The organism is Paraburkholderia sp. WC7.3g, assembly GCF_050436345.1.
Lineage (GTDB): Bacteria > Pseudomonadota > Gammaproteobacteria > Burkholderiales > Burkholderiaceae > Paraburkholderia > Paraburkholderia podalyriae.
The window spans coordinates 971,358-992,632 of the sequence record NZ_JBNDMA010000001.1; the positions used below are offsets into that span (position 1 = coordinate 971,358).

Annotated in this window: 16 protein-coding genes; 7 read left to right on the forward strand and 9 right to left on the reverse strand. The window is 59.6% G+C overall.

Translation table 11 applies throughout. From position 1 onward, the window contains the following. Positions 1-9: 9 nt before the first annotated feature. From mhpD to OKW43_RS04580, 3 genes are read right to left on the reverse strand one after another with little or no spacing between them, the layout of a single operon-like run. Positions 10-798, reverse strand: coding sequence for a 2-keto-4-pentenoate hydratase (mhpD, locus tag OKW43_RS04570; protein ID WP_429445534.1), 789 nt, complete (start codon positions 796-798; stop codon positions 10-12). Beyond that, entirely contained in the window at positions 788-1,750 is a 963-nt protein-coding gene (locus tag OKW43_RS04575) for a 3-carboxyethylcatechol 2,3-dioxygenase (RefSeq protein ID WP_187633486.1), read from the reverse strand. The genes mhpD and OKW43_RS04575 overlap by 11 nt, the downstream gene beginning before the upstream one ends. A gap of 1 nt (position 1,751) precedes the next feature. Beyond that, positions 1,752-3,596, reverse strand: coding sequence for a bifunctional 3-(3-hydroxy-phenyl)propionate/3-hydroxycinnamic acid hydroxylase (locus OKW43_RS04580; RefSeq protein WP_429445536.1), 1,845 nt, complete (start codon positions 3,594-3,596; stop codon positions 1,752-1,754). Positions 3,597-3,815: 219 nt separating this feature from the next. On the opposite strand from OKW43_RS04580, the gene OKW43_RS04585 reads away from it, so the two are divergent. Then, entirely contained in the window at positions 3,816-4,628 is an 813-nt protein-coding gene (locus OKW43_RS04585; RefSeq protein ID WP_429445538.1) for a DNA-binding transcriptional regulator, read from the forward strand. Between the two features lie 1,621 nt (positions 4,629-6,249). Here OKW43_RS04585 and OKW43_RS04590 read toward each other — a convergent pair. Together OKW43_RS04590 and OKW43_RS04595 are read right to left on the reverse strand one after the other, a co-directional pair. Continuing rightward, positions 6,250-6,672 carry an ACT domain-containing protein gene (locus tag OKW43_RS04590; protein WP_429445540.1) on the reverse strand — a complete coding sequence of 141 codons (423 nt, stop codon included), beginning with the start codon at positions 6,670-6,672 and terminating at the stop codon, positions 6,250-6,252. A gap of 308 nt (positions 6,673-6,980) precedes the next feature. Next, positions 6,981-8,141, reverse strand: a complete 1,161-nt coding sequence (locus OKW43_RS04595) for an IS30 family transposase (protein ID WP_429445542.1) — start codon at positions 8,139-8,141, stop codon at positions 6,981-6,983. 449 nt (positions 8,142-8,590) lie between these two features. Between OKW43_RS04595 and OKW43_RS04600 the strand changes: the two genes are divergently transcribed. The 3 genes from OKW43_RS04600 to OKW43_RS04610 all read left to right on the forward strand — a co-directional run bounded on the left by OKW43_RS04600 (position 8,591) and on the right by OKW43_RS04610 (position 13,164). Beyond that, complete coding sequence (locus tag OKW43_RS04600) at positions 8,591-9,676, forward strand: hypothetical protein (RefSeq protein ID WP_187639642.1); 1,086 nt, start codon at positions 8,591-8,593, stop codon at positions 9,674-9,676. Positions 9,677-10,595: 919 nt separating this feature from the next. Continuing rightward, on the forward strand, positions 10,596-11,411 hold the full coding sequence (locus tag OKW43_RS04605; protein ID WP_429445545.1) for a winged helix-turn-helix domain-containing protein: 816 nt from the start codon (positions 10,596-10,598) through the stop codon (positions 11,409-11,411). A gap of 1,120 nt (positions 11,412-12,531) precedes the next feature. Further along, on the forward strand, positions 12,532-13,164 hold the full coding sequence (locus OKW43_RS04610; RefSeq protein WP_187639604.1) for a class I SAM-dependent methyltransferase: 633 nt from the start codon (positions 12,532-12,534) through the stop codon (positions 13,162-13,164). A gap of 810 nt (positions 13,165-13,974) precedes the next feature. On the opposite strand, the gene fdhA is transcribed toward OKW43_RS04610, so the two are convergent. Then, positions 13,975-15,174 carry a formaldehyde dehydrogenase, glutathione-independent gene (gene fdhA, locus OKW43_RS04615; protein ID WP_429445547.1) on the reverse strand — a complete coding sequence of 400 codons (1,200 nt, stop codon included), beginning with the start codon at positions 15,172-15,174 and terminating at the stop codon, positions 13,975-13,977. Positions 15,175-15,288: 114 nt separating this feature from the next. After that, complete coding sequence (locus tag OKW43_RS04620; RefSeq protein WP_429445549.1) at positions 15,289-16,461, reverse strand: 4-hydroxybenzoate 3-monooxygenase; 1,173 nt, start codon at positions 16,459-16,461, stop codon at positions 15,289-15,291. Between the two features lie 83 nt (positions 16,462-16,544). On the opposite strand from OKW43_RS04620, the gene OKW43_RS04625 reads away from it, so the two are divergent. Genes OKW43_RS04625 through istB form a run of 3 tightly spaced genes read left to right on the forward strand, consistent with a single transcriptional unit; the run spans position 16,545 to position 19,027 of the window. Next, positions 16,545-16,727, forward strand: a complete 183-nt coding sequence (locus tag OKW43_RS04625) for a hypothetical protein (protein WP_187638733.1) — start codon at positions 16,545-16,547, stop codon at positions 16,725-16,727. Next, positions 16,709-18,256: an IS21 family transposase gene (istA, locus tag OKW43_RS04630; RefSeq protein WP_429445551.1), complete on the forward strand. Its 1,548-nt coding sequence runs from the start codon at positions 16,709-16,711 to the stop codon at positions 18,254-18,256. The genes OKW43_RS04625 and istA overlap by 19 nt, the downstream gene beginning before the upstream one ends. 12 nt (positions 18,257-18,268) lie before the next feature. After that, positions 18,269-19,027, forward strand: a complete 759-nt coding sequence (gene istB / locus OKW43_RS04635) for an IS21-like element helper ATPase IstB (RefSeq protein WP_429445553.1) — start codon at positions 18,269-18,271, stop codon at positions 19,025-19,027. A gap of 188 nt (positions 19,028-19,215) precedes the next feature. Here istB and OKW43_RS04640 read toward each other — a convergent pair whose 3' ends face one another. Continuing rightward, positions 19,216-20,175 carry a PDR/VanB family oxidoreductase gene (locus OKW43_RS04640; protein ID WP_429445555.1) on the reverse strand — a complete coding sequence of 320 codons (960 nt, stop codon included), beginning with the start codon at positions 20,173-20,175 and terminating at the stop codon, positions 19,216-19,218. An 18-nt stretch (positions 20,176-20,193) separates the two neighbouring features. Continuing rightward, entirely contained in the window at positions 20,194-21,249 is a 1,056-nt protein-coding gene (locus OKW43_RS04645) for a Rieske 2Fe-2S domain-containing protein (protein ID WP_429445557.1), read from the reverse strand. Positions 21,250-21,275 lie beyond the last annotated feature (26 nt).

Genomic DNA, 21,275 nt, shown 5'->3' on the forward strand with positions numbered 1-21,275 from the left:
GTGAGTTCCTTAGTCGGTGAAAGTGGCGCAGACGCTGCCGAGTCCGTCGATTTGCGCGGTGAACGTGCCGGGGCGCGTGACGGTTACCATCGGTCCGAGCGCGCCCGTCAGCACGACGTCGCCGGCGCGAAGCGGCGTGCCGAGTTGCACCATGCGATTAGCAAGCCACACGGCTGCGTTGAGCGGATTGCCGAGACATGCCGAGCCATTGCCGCGCGACAGCACCTCTTCGTCCTGCGAAAGCGTCATTGCGCAGGCTCTCAAATCGATTGCGGAGAGCGGCACCGGACGGCTTCCGAGCACGAACATCGCGCTCGACGCGTTGTCGGCGACGGTGTCCACGAAGCGGATGTCCCAGTTCTGGATACGGCTGTCGACGACCTCGATCGCAGCGAGCGTGTAGGCGGTCGCGCCGATCAGGTCGGCGAACGTGTGTTCGTCCTGCACGAGATCGCGCTGAAGCACGAGCGCGATCTCCGCTTCGACCTTCGGCTGGATCAGACGCGATAGCGGCATCGGCGCGTTGTCGCCGTAGGCCATCGATGCGAACAGCGTGCCGAAGTCGGGTTGATCGACACCAAGTTGCTGCTGCACGGCAGGCGACGTTAGACCGATCTTGCGGCCGACCACGCGCTCGCCGGCAGCGCATCGCGCGTCGACGTTCGCGCGCTGCACGGCGTACGCGAGCGCGGCATCGTCGGTGGAAATCTCGCCGCGCACCGGCGCGACCGGCTGCCGTCTGTGTTCGGCATCGCGCAGGCGTTCAGCCAATGCACTTTCGATTGCTTCATTGGACATGAAAGTCTCCTTGTGTGTCCGGCTGCGCATGCATCGCGCCGAAGCCTGCGATCCATTCGGGAATGGGACGGTAGTAATCAAGCGATGCGCGATACGGGCCGTACGCCGAGAGCGCGCCGAACGCCGCGATCCAAGTGCGGATTTCATGTGCGGACTTGCCGGCGTCGCGCGTGATCGCGGCATTGGTCATGCCGTCGGCGGCGGTGACTTCACCCGCTGCGAGCTGATTGAGGAATGCGCGATCCCAGTCGGAATTCAAGGGATGCAAATGGCTGTCGCCCGCCGTGAACGACTTCGCCGCGGCTACCGTGCGTGCTTGCCGAGCCGCGCGCGCTTCGGCCGACGGATTGCGTCCGTCGATCAGCCGTTCGGCGACCTCTGCGCTTGCGCCTGCGATGTCGGGCACGGGCGGTTCGTGCGAGATGCCGCCCGAGCCGATCACGAGCACACGCTTGTCTGTACGCGAGAGAATGCGGCCGATCCCGTCGCCGAGCAGGCGCGAACGGCGGCACGATGCCATCGGCGACGCCACCGAATTGATGAAGACCGGGACGACCGGGTAACGATCGAGGCCGCCCGTCAACACTTCCAACGCCTGCGCGCATCCGTGATCGACCTGCATCCGGTACGACACCGACACATCGACTTCATTCGCCAGCACGTTCTCTGCCATCGCCAGCGCGATGTCCTGCGGCACGTCGAGCGGGCCGGCGAGACTATTGAAGTCGCCAATCGCCGTCGCGGCGACGCCGATGCAGAACTGCGGCATCATGTCGTAGAAGAAGCCGTTGTAGTGATCAGGCGCGAAGGCCACGACCAGTTCCGGATCGAATTCTTCAACGCGCGCGCGGGCTTTGCGCTGCACACGTTCCACCTCGGCGACGATCTCCGGCGCGGGGTCGAAGTAACCGTGCAGCGGCGTGTGGGACAGGCATTCGAGAAGGATCGGCATGTCAGGCTCCTGCTTCGATTGCGACAGTCGCGGCACAGCCAGCTTCATCGTCTGCGTACTGAACGACGCGCGTAGCGAGCGATCGCAAATCAAGCTTGCCAGCCAGGTCCGCGATACTGCGCGACACCTGCTGCGGCATGCATATGCCTGCGACAAAGCGGTCCGGGCGCAGCAGCACGACCGACTCTGGCGCGCGCGTGAACCATTCCTTCAGCCGGCCGCTCACGTCGCCGATGGCGATCACGTCTGCCGGCACGTCGTCGCGATAGTCCAACTGCGTGTCGGGCTTGGCGATCACGAAGCAGCCGCCCATTCGCGCCCACGTCTCGCGTGCCTCCCGTGTCAGTCCGAACGTCGGCTCCGTACCCCATCCGATGATCGCGAAGCGATTGCCGATCGCATCGTCGAGGCGCATCACTGCGCCGTCCGCCGTGCGAACGGGGGGCTGAATGAACATGCGGCCCACGGGCGACTGGCTTTGCGGATCGCGTCCGTGCACAAGACGCCCGATCAGCGACTCGCGCTTCTCGCTCATCAAGCCAAGCATGCGACCAGTTGCCGAATGGCCAGAGCGCTCCAGCAATCGAGCGAGAAAGCCGTCACGGCGCTCGCGCTCAGGCAGTAGCACCACGCCCGATTCATAGCGCGGCATCGGTTTGAAACGCATTTCGACGAAGTAGCGCTTGAGCGACGGCAGCACGGCGAGCGAACGCACGAAAGCATCGCGGAACGTGGTGCCGAGGCGGCTCGTCGGCGCGAAGATGTCGCCCGCGACTTCCGACAAATGGATCATCGAGCGCGCATGGGCGCGGCGCTCCGTCGTGTAGGTGTCAAGCAGACTGTCGCCCGCGAGACCTTTGACCACCATGACGAGCTTCCAGCCAAGATTGTTCGCGTCGCGGATGCCGCTGTTGTAGCCCTGTCCTTGCCACACAGGCATGATGTGCGCGGCGTCGCCCGCGAGCAGCACGCGCTTCACGCGGAACGTGCTCGCAAGGCGCGCGTTGTGCGTGTACACGCGCTTTCTGATGTAGTCGACCTGGGCGGGGTCGGCGACCACCTTGCCGACCAGTGCCGCCATGTTCTCCGGTGTCGAGAGTTCTTCTTCCGTCTCGCCAGGCATCACCATGAACTCGAAGCGCCGGATGCCGTGCGGCAAAGCCGCCGACACATATGGCCGCGCCGGATCGCAATGCATGTAGACATGAGGCGAGCCAATCGGGTCATTGCGTACATCGACGACAATCCACTGATTCGCCTTGGTGCGTCCTTCGAACAGCACGTCGAGCGTGCGACGCACGAAGCTATTGCCGCCGTCCGCGCCGATCATATAGGCCGCGCGGATCGATTTGCTCGCGCCGCTTTCATCGTGCGCGTCGATCGATACGGCGGTGTCGTCCTGTCTAAAGCCGTCGACCGTGTGTCCGAACAGCACCTGTACGTGCGGGAACCGTTGCAACCCCTGAAACAGGATGCGATCGGCCAGCGGTTGAATGAAGGCGTTGCGGCGCGACCAGCCGAATTCATCGGTGCGGGGCTCGATCGAAGCAAAACAGCGACCAGTGCGCGTGACGAAGCGCATCCAGTGTTCCGGCGTCGTATGCGGCAGCAGGTCGTCGGCCAGCCCGACGGACTGGAACACGCGCAAGGCTTCATCGTCGAGGCCGATGGCGCGCGGATAGTCGATGATCTGATCGAGCTTTTCGAGCAGCACGACACGCACGCCTTGCAGTCCCAGATAATTGGCGATCATCAGGCCAACCGGGCCGGCGCCGATGATGGCGATGTCGGTTGACACAATCTCGGGGTGGCCGCTACCGGCCACCGTGTCGACGGCGGGTCCCATGTCTGTCTCCTTGATCGCGCCCGGATGAGGTCCGTGGTCGCGTCCGATACTGGTTTGTTCAGTCAGATTCAGAAGACGCATGCGTGACGTCGGTCACCCGGTGCGTCTCCTTTTGAATAGTTGGTTTTGATGCAAGTCTAGGGAGCGTCACCCGCGCCCTCAACAAAATCCAAGAAATGTGCATAGAATGCACATAGCTGATTCGAAAGGGATTTTTCTGTGGCGACGTACACAAACGTTCGAGGTCTGGCTCGCGGCCTGCAGGTTCTGCGTGCGCTCAATGCGATGGAAAGTGGACGCGCCACGAGCCAGCAGATCAGCGACGCAATCGGCTTGCACCGCACCACCGTGCGGCGATTGCTCGAGACGCTGGTCGAAGAAGGGTTCGTGCGGCGCAGTGCGTCGGACGACAGCTTTCGCCTGACGCTCAGTGTCCGTTCATTGAGCGAAGGCTTCACCGACGACGAACGCATCGCGACCGTCGCCCCGCCCATCATGGGCCGGATGCTGCAGCGCGTAGCGTGGCCATCCGATCTGACGACGCCCGACGGCGACGCGATGATCATCCGCGAGACGACGCACCGGTTCAGCCAACTATCGTTTCATCGGTCGATGGTTGGCCGGCGCTTGCCGATTCTTTTGACGGCGGCGGGCCGCGCCTATTTCGCGATGTGTCCCGACGGCGAGCGTGAGGATATTCTCGACTTGCTGCGCTCGGGTGCGGGCGGCGATGAACAAAAGGCGCTGGCGTCCAGCGATGCACTAGTTCGCAACCTCATTCGACGCGTTCGCGCCGATGGTTTCGGTTCGAATCACGGTGATTGGGCGGCTCAGAGTAGGATCGGCGCCGTTGCGGTCGCGATCGTATCGCGCGAGCGCGTCCTCGCGAGCTTGAACGTCGTTTTTCTGTCTCGCGCGGTGACACTTGTGGAAGCGACGCGTCGCTATGTACCGGAACTGCAACTGGCCGCAGGTGAAATGGTCGCGGCGTTGGAAGCCCAGGACGATGCAAACCCGCGTGGGAAGGCGTAGCGAAAGGGTTGGCGTCCGTTGGCCGCTTTGGGAAGTACTCCAGTCATCGGTAGTAGGTCGTTGAACGTCCGCGATTGGCCGATCACTGCCTCATGCAATCGGCATACATCGCTCGAACTTCGTAAGGCAGCCATCGGCGGCACGCGACCCTGAGCCGCCGCTCCCTTCGTGACCGGCGTATGGCCGCATTGAGGAGATGAGGCAGCGTTCGTAATGTCGCGGTGACAAACCGGTGGCAACGCTGTGACGCATCGATGCGCCATTGCCAATATGCTAGCGTCTGGCGTGTCGTTCCTCAAAATGAACGGGAGGCAGTTATCAATGGGCGTATTTCGACATAGCTGCTCATCGGCGAAAGTATGGCTGCACCGATCGCACGCCACGCCCGCAGCGGAGGCAGCGGGACCGGGCAGGCCGTGCCGTTGAGAAGATGCGCTGAGCCGGACAGCCGACCGCGCGTGGGAAAGTGGTCCATTTGTTGTTTGTGCCATTGGTTTCTCCTCGTCGTAGTTGTTACCGGTAACGATACATCCGAACTGGTTACCGCGAAGTTCAGCACCGTTTTCATCGGACGGAAGGAACTGAAGTCTGCGTGGGACACGCGCTTGCTTTTGATAGCTCCTCCATAACAACGCGGTATCGCTCTTGCGGGTCAAGCTCGGGATGGGCTTCGGCCTTCAGTCGGAATCCACTCACGCCTTGCGTCATTTCCGTGGATTTGCTTTGAAGCTTGCCCCTCTTTGCTTTGCCGTGTCTAAGCATTGCCCGTCGCTCAAGTGCAAGTCAGTCTCGCCTCGCCGAAAAGTCTAATGCATCCGCGGTAGCAATGGAGCGACTGTTCGGTCGAATGTCAGTCTGTTTCGGACTCAACGCAACGCCAGCTCGAGGAATCACATGCGGGATCGTCGCTAGACGGTCCGGTTGTCTGGATGAAGCCGACGTTCGAAATGAAGGTGGGATCCGGAAGTGTCGCGTGAACGTCAGAGACGTGGTGAATCGTGTGGCTTTCCAGCCAGTGCGCGATTTCGCTCAAGTCATGCATGATGTTTTCCGTTTTGGCGCTGTGACAGATCGTGTCGGCCAATGACTGGAAAAATCACATTCTGCGAGCTGTTCAGAAAAGGGAGTCTGTCGCCATGGCACTCAGGATCTGCGCCGGATCGACACCGGCGCATGGTGTTGCCATCGCGAAACGGTGGAGCGTACCTATCAATCAGGTTTTTGTAAATGCTTTGTGGATAGGCCGCAACTGTGAGGGTTGATAGCTTTTTTGAGGAGGCACTTTCCATTTGCGCACTAGCGAGGTTGCCCGCGATGTGAAACGGCTGGATCGCGATTTATCCCGGCATTAGTGAGCGGCTCGGCTTGGCGTGGCGGGCGGTTAGGCCAGAGAAGTGAATGGGCGCTTCGTGCGCAACCTCGGCCATTCCAGTCACTTCGTCGACCGTCGCCTCATGGCCGGACTGAGACCCAGCCGCTTCGCGCTCGCGTGTACGCACGGCCGCTCAGTCTGTCGAGTCGAGGTCGCAACGGACGTTCGTAAGCGGCAGCCATGGCAGAAAGGGCGACCAGTTGGCTCGCCAGGAAGGAAACTAGCGAGTTCGCAGTCCGGCACGGCGCTTCAGGCCCTCTGTAGAATGTCCGTCGCTTTTTCGGCATCGTCCAACGAGTCGACCGCGAGATAAGCAATGAACTGCGTGCCAAGCACAGCGGCCGAAACGCCGCGGAGGTTGATCCCCCCGTCTGCCAGCATCTGGGTCAATTGCGCGATGATCCCCAGTTGGTCCAGACCCATTACACGGACGGAGTGAAGGCTCGGGGTGACGCTGAACCCCACCTGCGTAGCGGCACGGATCTCCGTGTCCCCTTGCAGCGGTGCGACAAAGACGATTCCCTTGCCCGATGCTTCCGGCGTGCGACGCGCAACGACGAACTGCAGGTCGGCCCCAGCATCCCGCAAGGCGCTTAATACTTTCGCAAGACCGCCCGGCTTGTCCTCGATGGTCGCTGCCCAAACATCGACACGTTCGACGCTCAGTTCCATGGCGATACCTCCCGCCTGACACCTCAATAGAGACAATCTACTTCACCAACGGCACGCGAGCAAGGCCGGCACCGTAAGCGACATAAGGGAATGCCGGGAATCCCGGGGCAGCGCGCTAACCCACGCCATTCATCTATCGACAAAACTCTTCGATTTACTTGCAGACCGACGATATCTAACGGACTCACCAGATGAGTCAGGTGTTCGGCGCACGCGATAGGCACGCACCGTCCGACTGTCTCAGTTCGACCCTGTATAGCCGACGGTGGACCCAGCAGCACATATTCGGCAGCTTCCAAAAGGCGGATTCAACCGGTCGATGCAATAGTTCGATGGAACCGTTCAGCCGGTGTTTCGTAATCCAGTGTCTTTCGTGGTCGCTCGTTCAGCCTTCGTGCCACGGCGTTGAGTTTGGCCTGTGAGTAGACCGACAGGTCGATGCCTTTCGGAAAGTACTGTCTTAACAGGCCGTTGGTGTTTTCATTCGAGCCACGTTGCCAGGGGTGTTTCGGATCGCAGAAATACACGGCAATGTCGGTGGCGATGGTGAACCGTTTATGGTCCGCCATCTCTGTTCCCCGATCCCACGTAAGCGATTTATAGAGTTCCTGAGGCAGCTTTCCAGCGTGTTTGATCAGCGCATTGACTACTGTTTCGCTGTCCTTGCTCGCGATTTTCACCAGCATTACATAGCGTGTCTGACGCTCGACAAGCGTTGCAATCTGGCTGCCGCCGCTGCCACACAGGAGATCGCCTTCCCAGTGCCCCGGCACCGCACGGTCTTCCACAGTGGCGGGGCGTTCACCGATTGATACCGCGTCACGGATCCTGCCGTGATCGTCCGTTTTCTGCGTGTGATGGCGCGAGCGGCGCATGGCCCGGGTGCGCCGTAAATGCTCCAGCAGTTCTTTCTTCAGTGCACCCCGTGCCTGAATGAAAAGACTGCGATAGATGGTCTCGTGTGACACGTGGTAGTCCTCGCTGCCTGGCCAGGCGCGTTTGAGCCATCCAGCAATCTGCTGGGGCGACCACTGCAACTGGAGCTTGTCGGCCACGATATGGGCCAGCGTCCGATGTTCGACCAGTTTGCAGACTTTCGGGCGCAGCGACCGATCCCATGCAAGCTGGTCGGCGTGGCTGGCCCGATAGCCGCCCTGTCCACTGTTGCGCTTGATCTCGCGACAGACCGTGGGCGGTGACCGCGACAGCCGCCGGGCGATTGACTGAATCGAATCGCCCGCGACGAGGCCTCGCGAAATCTCCTCACGCTCGGCAAGCGTGAGCGCCAGCCTGGATCGCTGGCGGGGCGCAGGCTGGATTCCTCCAGTTTGCGCCAGAATTCCCTGTACTGACGAGTGATTGCGGTCAAATAGCTGGGCGATGTGCTGCAACGACTCGCCTTTACGCCAGCGTTCCCACATCAATGCCTTCTGGCTTTCGCTGTAATAGATCCGGCGCCTCTGTTTCATTTGCAACACTCCCGCCGCTCATCCGACGTTCATTGTGTTGCATCGACAGGTTGAATCCGCCAACTACAGCGGCCATTCACTCCTGCCAGTCGCTCGGCGGGTCATCGGCCACACCGGTCATTTATAGATCACCAAGTACGACCTACCGCGAATGGCCGGTTCCGAGCGCTTCAAACAGGAGCTATCGACCCGTTGCAGTCCGCCGATGCCGTACTGAAATCAGGCAACGGTATGCGGGGCGATAATCCGTCACAACATTAACTTTTTTTAATGTTCGAGCGAACTCGCGGAAAGGCAACAGCTTTTATGCTGAACACAGCGAAGGTCTCGCTAATATGCTTCAGGTCATCGCTTTAACGTTAATTAGTATTCCTGTTTATATGTGTCATTACATATTCACAAAGCCTCAATAAAGTTTGCGCTTCCAATCTATTTATTGAGGATGGGAAATGAGTAAGGCAAAATTCCTTTGTCTCGCTGGTATCGCTTCAATTCTTTCGGCGTGCGGAGGCGGAAGTAGCGTGGGAGGGACTCCGGCGACTGCCGGCTCGGGCATCCAGGTGCCAGCGTCGGTAAGCGAAGCGCTTCCCGGTTACAAGATCTCGGTTTTCGCTAAAATACCGGGTTCACTTCAGCCCGATGATCTTCTCCTGCACGGCAATAACGTTTATGTCCTCGCACAGGATCCCAACAACAATCCAGATGGTACGGTAGTCGCGGGCACGTCGCCGCAGAGCCAGATCATCGAGTACGATCCGAATGGGAACGTACTGAAGACGATCAATGTGCCCGGGCACCCGGATGGAATTGCGGAGTACGATGCCAACACGATCTGGTTAACGTCGAATGAAGACGCGAACCCTGTGCTTACGGTTATCAACACGGCCACAGGCACGCAGCAAACGTTCACGCCCGACGCCCTGACCGCACACGGCGGTGGCCTTGATGACCTGAAAGTGGTCAACGGCACCGTGTATGTGTCGGGAGGGAACCCGACGCTGACTTCGCCATCCGCGAGCGCGCCCAAAGGGGTCAACGCGAACCCGGCGGTGTACAGCATGACGTTGAATCCCGGAAATAAAACGTTCCATCTCACGCCGGTGCTGATGGGCGAGGCGACGGCAACCAATGTCGTGACGGGCGCTCAGGTGACGCTCAACATGATTGACCCCGACTCGAATGCCATCGCCCCGAACGGCGATTTTGTCCAGGACAATCAGGCCGGCTCCCAGCTGGTATTCATCCACAACCCCGGCCCGAATCAATCGGTTAGCGTATTGCCGCTGACGGCGTACGGCAACCCGTCGCCTGTGGACGATACGCGCTGGGCGCCTTCGGGCAACTCCTTTATGTTGCTGTCCGACAATGCCACTCAGCTGATCTATCGCATTGATGCGACTGCTGGCTTTACTGCCGGCACGGCATACAGCGCAGGCAAGGGTATGGTTCTGCAAGACAATATCTCCACGGGAGTAATGACGCCGGTATTCACTGGAATGGGCAATCCGCACGGCCTTATCTTCGTAGGCCAGTAAGGTGGCTCTCCCGCGATGCTGACGGCTCGCGGGAGACGGTATCGGCCAAACGAGATTCCGGCTGACGACGCCGGCGGCCGACAAATCAGCCGCTGCGCGAAGTGAATGCGATGCCACTCGACGTACGGTGCATTCACGCCAACGGCGAGGGCAGCAGCGATCACGCCTTCGAAACAACCGAGTGCGTTGTTACTGGTATTTCAATATGTTATTGGTCGTCCTCGCCATCTCGCCCATCGCCTGCCTGGCATTGTTTGCGTTCGCGAAACGGGTCGATCCTCTCACCGGTCACATTGGCGAGCGCCGGCATTACTCGAGCACGAGGAAACAGGGAAGCGATCCTTGCTCAAAAATAGGCGAGCGAAGGTAGTATGGGTGGAAGCCGCCAGGCGAACAACCAGATCGCCGGCGGCTCAATGCTCTCTGAGGCGCTGGCTATTTGCTACTCCCATTGGAGCGAAAATGACGCAAAACAATCCTGTCTCGGCGTGCTAGGCCCCACCCTCGAGCCCCCGGAGACCATAGTCGGCCAGAAGTGTAAGCGGCCATTCGCTCAGCGTGAAACCCGATGTTGTGCGCATGACCGAAAAGGCCGATGAAGCACGATTCGTCCTCGCGAATTGAATGGCCGCTTGCTGGGTGGATCTGACATCTGAACGTCCCCGCAACGGTGCGGGCGAATGACGCTTCATGGCCGATCACTGCCTTATGCAGTTCGCATAGCCACTCCGAGATTCGCAGGGCGGCGGTCGGCCGCACGCGACCCGGAGTTGACTGTTGCAGTGGCAGTTCGACAACGACTCGTACCAAAGGGGAGAGGACGTTAGGTGCTGGGAAGTCATCGGACAGGGGAAGCAGTATCATTCCTCACCACGACGCACCGCCGCGTCGGTGCCGTTTGACTAATTGACCCTCTACAATGGCCATTCCTGATTTTCAGACTTTGATGCTGCCCGTCCTACGCTCGTCCGAAATGGGCGAGGTTAAGATTTCTGATGTCGTTCAGTCATTGGTTGACAAATTCCAACTGACAGAGGACGAGCGATCAGAACTATTGCCATCCGGAAAGCAGACTACCTTCGCCAACCGTGTGCATTGGGCCAAAAGCTATCTCGGCAAGGCAGGACTGGTGGAGTTGACCAAACGAGCACACTTTCAGATAACTGACAGGGGGCGTGACCTATTAGCCAATCCTCCTGAAAAGATCGACATTCACTTTCTTGAACAATTTCCAGAATTCGTACTGTTCCGGGAGGCCAGCGATGGTACCGACAACGCTGGGAAAGCCTCTGCGGCGGTCGAGGCAGTCCAGGCGAGCGGAATGACGCCGGACGAAATCATTCGAAAAGCTCATGCAGAGTTGGACGATGAACTCAGTCTTGATCTGCTCGCCCGCGTTATTGCGGCCCCGCCCGAATTTTTTGAACGCCTCGTGGTTCAGTTACTGCTCGCAATGGGTTACGGGGGGTCCACAAGCGATGCCGGCCGAGCGTTAGGCAAGAGCGGCGACGGCGGCGTTGATGGCGTTATCGACCAAGACGCCCTAGGCCTAGATCGAATTTACGTGCAGGCCAAGCGCTACTCGGACGGCAACAATGTAGGCTCGGGCGCGATCCGTGATTTCTTCGGATCACTGGATCGTTTCAAGGCAGCAAAGGGACTTTTTGTTACCACCTCGGCCTTTTCGTCTTCTGCCAGAGAGACGGCTGATTTCTCAGCAAACGTATCGTCCTAATTGACGGTCGCCAGCTAGCCAAGCTGATGATAAGGTTCAACGTCGGCTGTCGTGTTGAAGAAACCATTGAGCTAAAGAAGATCGACGAAGAATTTTTTGAGTAATCGTCGAACGGCTGCTTAGTGTGAAGCCGACGCCTGAACGTCCCGACAATGGCACACGCGAACGAAGGTTCATGGCCGAACCCGGAAGCCCGCAGTTCAGCAAGGCTGTGACTTCCAAGGCTATATGTCGAACCGCCGTAACCGACCCCTTTGAGACGCTCACACAAAGTTTTCGACTGTCCGTTGCCGCGTCGACATGAGACGTTCACCGACGACGTTTCGACCAACGACTTATCGACCCTGAACCAGCCCTTCATGTCCCCGGCCTAGCGCGAGGAATGACCACTTCACACAAATGAAAAGGTGAGGCCATCGCCCGTTCAGGAGCCGCGCCCATAGTGACGGGATTCAGCGTATCCGCTCTTGTAGCAATTCGATCGTCCGTTGTGCAAGCGGAGAAAGGTAAGCCTCCGTACGAAAGATCACGCCAACGTACCTGCGAAGATCGAGTTCGCCCGGGTCGAGGTTGAGCGCGCGCAGACCCGTCAGCATGTCGAGCGATTCTGTTCCCGCGATGCAAAGCATCATCGTGCCACGCAACAGATGGAGAAGCGAAGTACTGCCAAAATCTGTTTCGACGCGTAGTGTCGGCCGAAAAAATCATCAGTCGAGCGGGCGGCTGCTTGGGCGTCGCGCCTGTTCAGAGTCTTTTCGCGAAGACCGACTGGCGCCACGGATTCTCATACCCCTCATTGCGGCGCACTTGGCGCACTCGCGAGACATCATGCTGCACCTACTGCGTCTGCCGTATGTTCGTGAGGGCAGTGCAATCGGACACTGATGGGTCGCGTCCTGCCGCTCGTGGCACGCACGGGTCGATCGCACGACGATCGGCAAGGTACGGCCATCTCCAGTCGTTCGCCTGACACCGTGCGCTTTCCTCGGAAACCCAAGAGGAATCAGTTGCGCACACGGAATCGCGTTGTTCATCCTGTTCGGCACGCAACCGATCACGACCGATGACACCGGAAGTACGACGTAGTCGTGCGGGAAATGCCCCGAGATATACTTCCCGCATGGAACTCGACCCCCGCGACCTCGATAAAATCAGTGCCGTCACGTTGCAGCACTACGACGCGCACGCGGAAGATTTCCGCAACGGCACGTACGACCACGACGTCACGCAGAACATCGTGGCGCTGCTGCACCATATCGAAGTCGAGCCGCCTCTTACGATCCTGGATTTCGGCTGCGGGCCGGGGCGAGATCTCAAGGCCTTCACTACACTCGGCCATTGCGCGGTCGGCCTCGATGGCGCCGAGCGCTTCGTTGCAATGGCGCGTGACGAGACTGGCTGCGACGTCTGGCAGCAGGATTTCCTGCATCTCGATTTGCCGGCCGCGCACTTCGACGGCATTTTCGCCAACGCCGCGCTGTTCCATGTCCCGTGTCAGGCGTTGCCGCGCGTGTTGCGGCAATTGCACGCGACGCTGAAGCCCGGCGGCGTGCTGTTCAGCTCCAACCCGCGCGGCACGAATCAGGAAGGCTGGAGCCACGGCCGCTACGGCGTCTTCCATGATCTCGAAGCATGGCGCCGATATATGGCGGACGCAAGCTTCGTCGAAATTGAGCACTATTACCGGCCCGCCGGCTTGCCGCGTGAGCGGCAGCCGTGGCTAGCCAGCGTGTGGCGCAAGCCGGTTGCCTGAAACGCCAGGGGGCTGTTCCACAGTATGCCCGCGTTGGGCTTGGCAGATGCTTGCGTTCAAGCCGCTTTGATGCAGCGCAAAGCAGCCGATTTGCAACAGTGTCCATCGCGCAGACGGCCAGTCGTGGATCTCAGACGATCGGCAGAAGCGGGGACGCCTGTCGTCGGCCGCGACAGGCAGAGGGCGGCCATGCCCAGACGTTGGCAAGCGATCTCACGCAGCAATTCGAACGTCGGCTTTCCAGGGATGCTGTTGAAAAAGTCGCGACATACGGGTTGTCGAGCAACAGCGAAAAAATCGACCTCTCAGATCGGCGTACAAGCCGCTCGCAGCCCTTGAGTAAGGGTAAAGCGACCCATGAAAACCTCGCGATTTAGACGGTGGCCGACTTTTTCAACAGCATCCAGGTCTAGCGGTCATTTCATCCACGGCGCATTGAGTCCCGTGCTCGCCTAATGGCCACTTGCGGGGCGGAACCTTGGACAGTAGTCGACCCACTCGCGAATCGGGCTGAAATCAACGCGGACGCCCCGCACACGGGCAACTTTGATAACTGAGTTACCTCCCAAGACGCCTTGTCTGATAAGGCTTTCCGGGCGAATTGGCGGTTCAGGAGCGGTTCCCTCTTATTTTCATTACCTTCAAGTTGACTATTTCCGCGTCCGGATCGCGAGATGTCTGCGCTTGATGTGGGGGAGTACAGTCCGACGAACCTGCTTTGCCCGTATGACAGCTACTGCAAGGCGCCACCCACTTAAGCGTGTGCCCGCCCCGCGACACGCACACGCTTTAAGCTTACCGCCCGGATTCTCAAGCTGCGTTCAGCAGACCATGCGGATCGAGTACGAATTTCTTGGGGACGCCGGAATCGAATTGAGAATAGCCTTCGGGCGCTCGCTCCAATGCGATAACCTGGACGTTCACGATTTCTGCAATATTGAGTCGATCCCAAAGGATCGCTTGCATCAGATTCCGGTTGTACTTCATGACTGGAGTCTGGCCTGTGAAGAAGCTATGCGACTTCGCCCATCCAAGTCCCAACCGTACCGACAGGCTGCCCCGCTTCGCTGCCGGATCGACTGCTCCGGGATCGTCAGTAACGTACAGACCGGGAATACCGACTTTGCCGGCAACACGGGTGACCTCCATCAGAGCATTTAGCACTGACGCTGGCGCTTCAGTTTGCGAACCACTGTGTCCGTGCCCACGTGCTTCAAACCCGACACAGTCAATCGCGCAATCGACTTCGGGTTCACCGAGGATAGCGGCGATCTGGTCCGATAGCGTTGCGTCCTCGGAAAGATCGACGGTTTCGAAGCCGACGCGACGGGCATGGTCCAGTCGAGCTTTGTTGACGTCCCCAACGATCACAACGGCAGCGCCGAGCAGCCGAGCGGAGGCGCCGGCGGCCAACCCGACAGGCCCGGCACCGGCTACATATACGGTTGAGCCCGGACAAACACCCGCTGTGACTGCTCCATGGTAGCCGGTAGGCAAAATGTCTGACAGGCACTTCGGATCGCGTATCTTCGCCATCCCCCGGTCCCTGTCAGGAATCTTGAGCAGGTTGAAATCCGCATACGGAATCATCACGAACTCTGCCTGACCGCCGATCCAACCGCCCATGTCGACATATCCGTAAGCACCACCAGGCCGGGCCGGATTCACATTGAGACATACACCCGTGTTCTGCGCCTTGCACATTGGACACCGACCGCATGCGACGTTGAAAGGCACTGACACCAGATCGCCCTTGGCGAGGGTTATGACGTCAGAACCGACCTCGATGACTTCACCCGTGATTTCGTGACCCAATACCAACCCTGCCGGCGCAGTAGTCCGCCCTCGAACCATGTGCTGATCGGAGCCGCAGATATTCGTCGCGACCACTCTCAAGATGACACCGTGATTTGCTTTCTTCCCATTCGGCTCTGCGAGCTCTGGAAAGGCCAGAGAACGGACTTCGACCTTGCCTGGCCCAACGTACACAACGCCATGATTTCCGGACATGCGTGTCTCCATATGGAAATTTATGAACACCGTTAGCGGATGCACAAACTCGCCGTCGTATCAACTGCCTCACGGCGAAAATTAATCTCTAGCCCCTCAGTGACTGGCACGCATTCAGCTCGCAAGCATTCCCACGTAGTTCTCGGCGAGAGCAGTCGAGGCCGCACGGGAAGACGCGACGTACTTGAGTTCCGCGACCTGCAGTTGCTGCTGGAAGGGGGTGGCGTCGTCAAACCGGTGCAGCATGCTTGTCATCCACCACGAAAAATGCTCCGCGCGCCATACCCGTTTCAGCGCATCGTCCGGGTAAGCGTCGAGTTTGGCTTCGCTACCGGTTGCGTAAAGCAATTTGAACGCCTCAGAAAGGATGCGAACGTCGTTCACCGCCAGATTCATCCCCTTAGCACCAGTTGGCGGGACGATGTGCGCAGCGTCCCCAGCAAGGAAAAGTTTTCCATGTCGCATCGTGCTGCATACGAAGCTGCGCATCCCGACGATATTTTTCTGAAATATTTTGCCTTCGGTAAGCTTCCATCCATCTTTCGCCTCCACGCGGGCGTGGAGTTCCGACCAGATCCGGTCGTCGGACCAGTTCTCCACGGAACCACTTGGATCGCATTGGAAATACATCCGCTGTACACCGGGCGAGCGTGTACTAATCAGAGCAAACCCGCGATCATGTCGCGCATAAATAAGCTCTTCACTCGACGGCGGCGCTTCTACGAGAATGCCGAACCAGCCGAACGGATAGATCCGCTGATATTCGCTCCGCAGATGTTCCGGGATCGCCGCGCGCGATGGCCCATGAAATCCGTCGCAACCTACGATGTGGTCGCATTCGAGCACGTGTTCCTCGCCATCGCAGGTGTATCGAATGCTCGGTCGCTCCGACTCCAATCCGTCCAACGACGTGTCCGATACGCTGAAGACCGGCTCTGACCCAGCTGCAACCCGCGCCGCTACAAGATCCTTAATCACTTCGTGCTGTGCATACACTGTGATTGCATGGTCGGTCAGTTCAGTCAGATCGATCCGGTGTCGGCCGCCCTCAAATGCGAGCTCAAATCCGCGATGTAACGCGCCTTCCCGGCGCATGCGCTCGCCGAGCCCACATTTGCTGAGTAGGTCCATAGTCCCTTGCTCAAGGACCCCGGCTCGAATGGTCGCTTCGATCTCCACTCTGCTGCGGCTTTCAATCACAACCGATTCAATGCCTTCCAGATGCAGGAGGTGTGAAAGAAGAAGTCCGGCCGGTCCAGCGCCGATGATTCCAACCTGAGTACGCACAATAGTCTCCTACCCGCTTCAGACGGCGGGCAATACAGTTACATGGTTAAATCTGCGAGCCCGCTTGAATATTCCACGCCAAAGTGAACAGGAATTCCACGGCAAAAGAACACGAATTCCACGGCAAAGTTAATGCCGATTCCACGGCAAAAAGAACAGGGTTTCCACGCCATCGCGAACAGGATTTCGGGGTGGCGGCGACGCGGGTAAACGGTGGCACGATCGACGGTTTTGTCGGGAGTGCCGAATGGCAAATGTCAGGTTGACCATGCGCAAAATCAGGGAAGTGCTGCGGCTGCATTTCGAGTGCGACCGCAACCAGAGGGAGATCGCCGACGCGGTCGGCGCCTCGACAACAACGGTGTGGCATTACCTGCGCCGCACGCGGCTGGCGGGGCTGGGCTGGCCGCTGCCAGCGGAACTGCTAACGGACGACGCGGCGCTCGAGGCGAGGCTGTATCCGCCGCCGGCGCGGCGCGAGCCAACGCGCGGCATGCCGGACTGGCCGACGGTGCATCGCGAGATCGGCAGGAAAGGCGTCACGCTTGATCTGCTGTGGCAGGAATACAAGGCGCAGCATCCGGACGGCTGCGGCTACAGCTGGTTCTGCAAGGCCTACCAGGAATGGGCGCAGCGGCTGCCGGTCACGATGCGGCAAACGCACGTGCCGGGCCAGAAGCTGTTCGTCGACTACTCGAGCAAGAAGCTGGGCATCATCAACCCGGACACCGGTGAAATCCGCGAGGCCGAGTTGTTCGTCGCTGCGCTCGGCGTGTCCGGCTTCACCTTCGCGGAACTCACCTGGACCCAGAAGTTGCCAGACTGGATCGGCTCGCACGTGCGCGCCTTCGCGTTCTATGACGGTCTGGTCGAAATCCTGGTCCCTGACAACCTGAAATCGGGCGTCCACAAGCCTGGGTTCTACGATCCGGACATCAATCCAACCTACCAGAAAATGGCCGGGCATTACTCCGTGGCTGTGATCCCGGCTCGCATTAAAAAACCGCGAGACAAGCTGAAAGCAGAGTTATCGGTTCTCCTGGTGCAGAGATGGGTCCTCGCCCGCCTGCGCAACCAGCGCTTCTTCAGTCTGGACGGGGCAAACCGGGCGGTCGCCGCCTTGCTGACCGATCTGAACAACCGGCCCTTCAAGAAATTACCTGGCTCCCGCCGTAGCGTCTTCGACGAGATCGATCGCCCGGCGCTCAGGCCGTTGCCCGAGCGGCCGTATCAGTACGCGGAATGGAAGGTCGCACGCGTCGGCCCGGACTACCACGTTGAGCTCGATCAGCACTACTACTCGGTGCCGTACCGCTACGCGCGCGAGCAGGTCGACATGCGTCACACGGCCAGCACCGTCGAAATCTTCCATCGTGGCCAACGCATTGCCGCCCACGGCAAAAGCGCCCGAGCTCGCCACCACACCACGATCGACGCGCACATGCCGCCCGAGCATCTCGCGGTCGCGAAAGGCTGGGATCCGCAGCGGCTGCGCAACTGGGCCGCCGACATCGGTCCGCATACGGCGGCCGTTATCCAGCACCTGCTGGGTGCCCGCAAGCACCCGCAGCAATCCTATCGAACCTGCCTGGGCGTGCTGCGCATGGGCAAGGACTACGGGCGCGACCGGCTCGAAGCCGCCTGCCGCCGCGCCATCGATCTGAAAGCGCCGAACTACAAGTTCATTGCCTCGACGCTGAAGAATGGCCTGGACCGGGAGCCCGACGCGGCTCCCGCCCAGGCTGACCTGCCGCTCATGCACGCCAACGTGCGCGGGCCGTCTTACTATCATTGAAAGGGAGTCGTTATGCTGCAACATCCCACTGTCGACAAACTGCACGCGCTGCGCCTGCCCGGCATGGCGGCGGCGCTTGCCGAGCAACAGACCCAGGACGGCATTGACCGGCTGGGCTTTGAAGAGCGTCTGGGGCTGCTGGTCGAGCGCGAAGCCAGCGAGCGTGACTCGCGACAAACGGCGGCCCGGCTGCGCCGGGCCAGACTGAAGGTCCCTGACGCGTCGCCCGAGGACATCGACTATCGCACCGCCCGCGGGCTGGACCGGGCGCTTACCGCCCGACTGCTGACCGGTGAGTGGCTTCGGGAGAGGCAGAACCTGATCCTGGTTGGCCCGACCGGGCTCGGCAAGAGCTGGTTGGGTTGCGCCTTCGCCATCCAGGCGTGCCGTCAGGGGTTCTCCGCCTGCTATCTGCGCGTGCCGAAGCTGAACGAGGAACTGGCGATCGCACACGGCAGCGGGCACTACGCGCGGTGGCTTGCGCAACTGGCCAAGACGGATCTCGTGATTCTCGACGATCTGGCCATGGCGCCGCTGACCGATTCGGCCAGGCGCGACCTGCTGGAGGTGCTCGATGACCGGCACGGACACCGATCCACGCTCGCCACCAGCCAGATTCCAGTGGATCACTGGCATGAAGCGATCGGCGAGCCGACCGTCGCCGACGCGATCCTCGACCGGCTCGTGCACAACGCACATCGCATCACCCTCGCGGGCGAATCACTGCGCAAGACACGTAGCCGATTGACCGCGAAGCAGCAGTCCGAGTAAAAAGGCAAAGGTCCCGCGTCGCTGCGCTCAGTTTGTTCGCGATGGTGTGGAATTCTTGTTCTCTTTGCCGTGGAATCACGATTCACTTTGCAGTGGAACGGCTGTTCTCTTTGCGTGGAATACGCACCCGCTCTTCTCGGAGCGCAAGACATCGCATTGTTATGCGTGACGCCATACTCCTGCGTCATCTACAGATCGAGCACAAGCACCGGCGAACGTGAGCGCGAACAACAAGGCGTGAACCGGTCATTAGCCGCACGCTCTTCATCGGTCAGGAACATGTCCCTGTGCAGCGGTGTGCCATCGAGAACGCGTGTAAGGCATGTACCGCAGACGCCTTGTTCACACGAAGTCGGAATGTCAACGCCATGTTTGGCGAGTACTGATAAGGCCGTTTCGTCAGCGCCGACTGATAGGACCTCGCCGCTGCTTGCGATTCGAATCTGGAACGCTCGGTCCTCTTCATCGGTGTCTTCAATTGCGGCGGCAAAATATTCGCGATGCAATAGCTCGTCGCGATATCCGGCAGCGCGAGCAGCCCCCAGGACGTAATCGATGAAACCACCTGGCCCGCAGACATACACGTGAGTGGCGGGATTATTGGCAGCGCTGAAGACAGACGTAGCATTGAAACGCTGCGTAGCGTCGCCATCGTCAACGTGCAAGATGACATTCGACACGAAGCGTGAGCCTTTCAGGCGTTCCATGAAAGCGAGCTTGGAGCTTGAGCGGGCGCAGTAATGGAGTTCGAATGATTCGCCGGTCGTGTAGAGGCTTTCGGCCATCGACAAAAGCGGCGTAATCCCAATACCACCAGCCACTAGAACGGAGTGATGCGCGTCCTTTGATAGCTGAAAGTGATTTCGCGGCAGGCTGATCGTGAGGGTCGTTCCTTCCCTAAGTTCGTGCATGGCAATCGAACCACCACGAGAAGCGGGGTCCTTCAGTACGCCAATCGAGTACCTGTGCGTTTCGTTGGGGTCGTTACATATCGAATATTGGCGAACGGGACCGCCGGGTGGATGCACGTCAATGTGTGAGCCTGCGGTGAACGACGGAAGAGGATTTCCGTCCGCATTTACCAGATCGAACGCGCAGACATCCTCGGCGACCAGCTGCCTGTTCGTGACTGTGACTGTCAAACTCATGATATTTTCCGCCCGAACTCAGACCGACGCGGTTTGCGCTTCGAGTGACGCCGGCGCGGACTCGGCCTTGATCATTGCGGTCCACTGTCGACGCGCCTGCACTGGGGCGATATCAAATGCGATGTCGACGAACGGCCTGTCGGGAGTACGCTTCACACTCCGATATTGCGACTCAATGATTTCCTTGTCTTCGCCGAATGTGACCACGATGTTTCGATAGATCTCTTCAGTAACCGAGGGCTCATCAAGGCGGAAATTATGCGCGGCCGACCAGAAGTAATGCGTTGTGTCTTCCGTTTCCGGGGTCATCGCGTTCAGCCCGCGGAAGCCATATCCGCCGTCACGCTGCCCTTCCGGTGCTCCAGCGCCTACGTCCTTGGCTCCCGTGAAAATTCGCACGAGCCCGGGTTCGAACTCGATTTCTTGCCAGCGATCGACCCGATCAGTGCCAAATGTAAAGGCAGCGGTATATGTCGGCGGGGGAACACAATTCGGCATCCAGCGCTCGACACGAACGCCGCTGTCCGTGCGCGTCGTCTTCGTCGTCGCCGCGAAGTGAGTTTCGGCATCGCCACCGATAGTCTGCTTGTGTACGTAGCCGAGATGTGTCAGGTCGAGCAGATTGTCGTAGATCAGCAGATGGTTCGCTTCAATGAGGTACGTGTTTTTCTTGTACCGCCATCTGCCATCCTGATGCCACGGGTATGCCGGAATCCTGTTCGCATCTGCCTTTTCGGTATCGCCCATCCAGATCCAGATCAGGTCGTCGCGCTCGACGACCTGATAGGCCTTCACCTTTGCCTTGGACGGGATCCTGTCCTGACCGGGAATGCGGACGCATTGCCCATTCAGATCGTATTCCAGTCCATGGTAGGCGCATCGCAGACAGTCTCCCACGACATCGCCGTGGCGCAACGGCAAGGCACGATGACAGCATCGATCCTCCAGCGCTGCCACTGTGCCGCCTGCGCCTCTGAACAGGACGACGGGCTCGTTCAGGAGCGTCCGGGCGAAGGGGCGGGTTTCTACTTCGTCGGCCCATGCCGCGACGTACCACGAGTTTTTGGCAAACATAGTTGTCTCCATATCGTCGGGAAGAC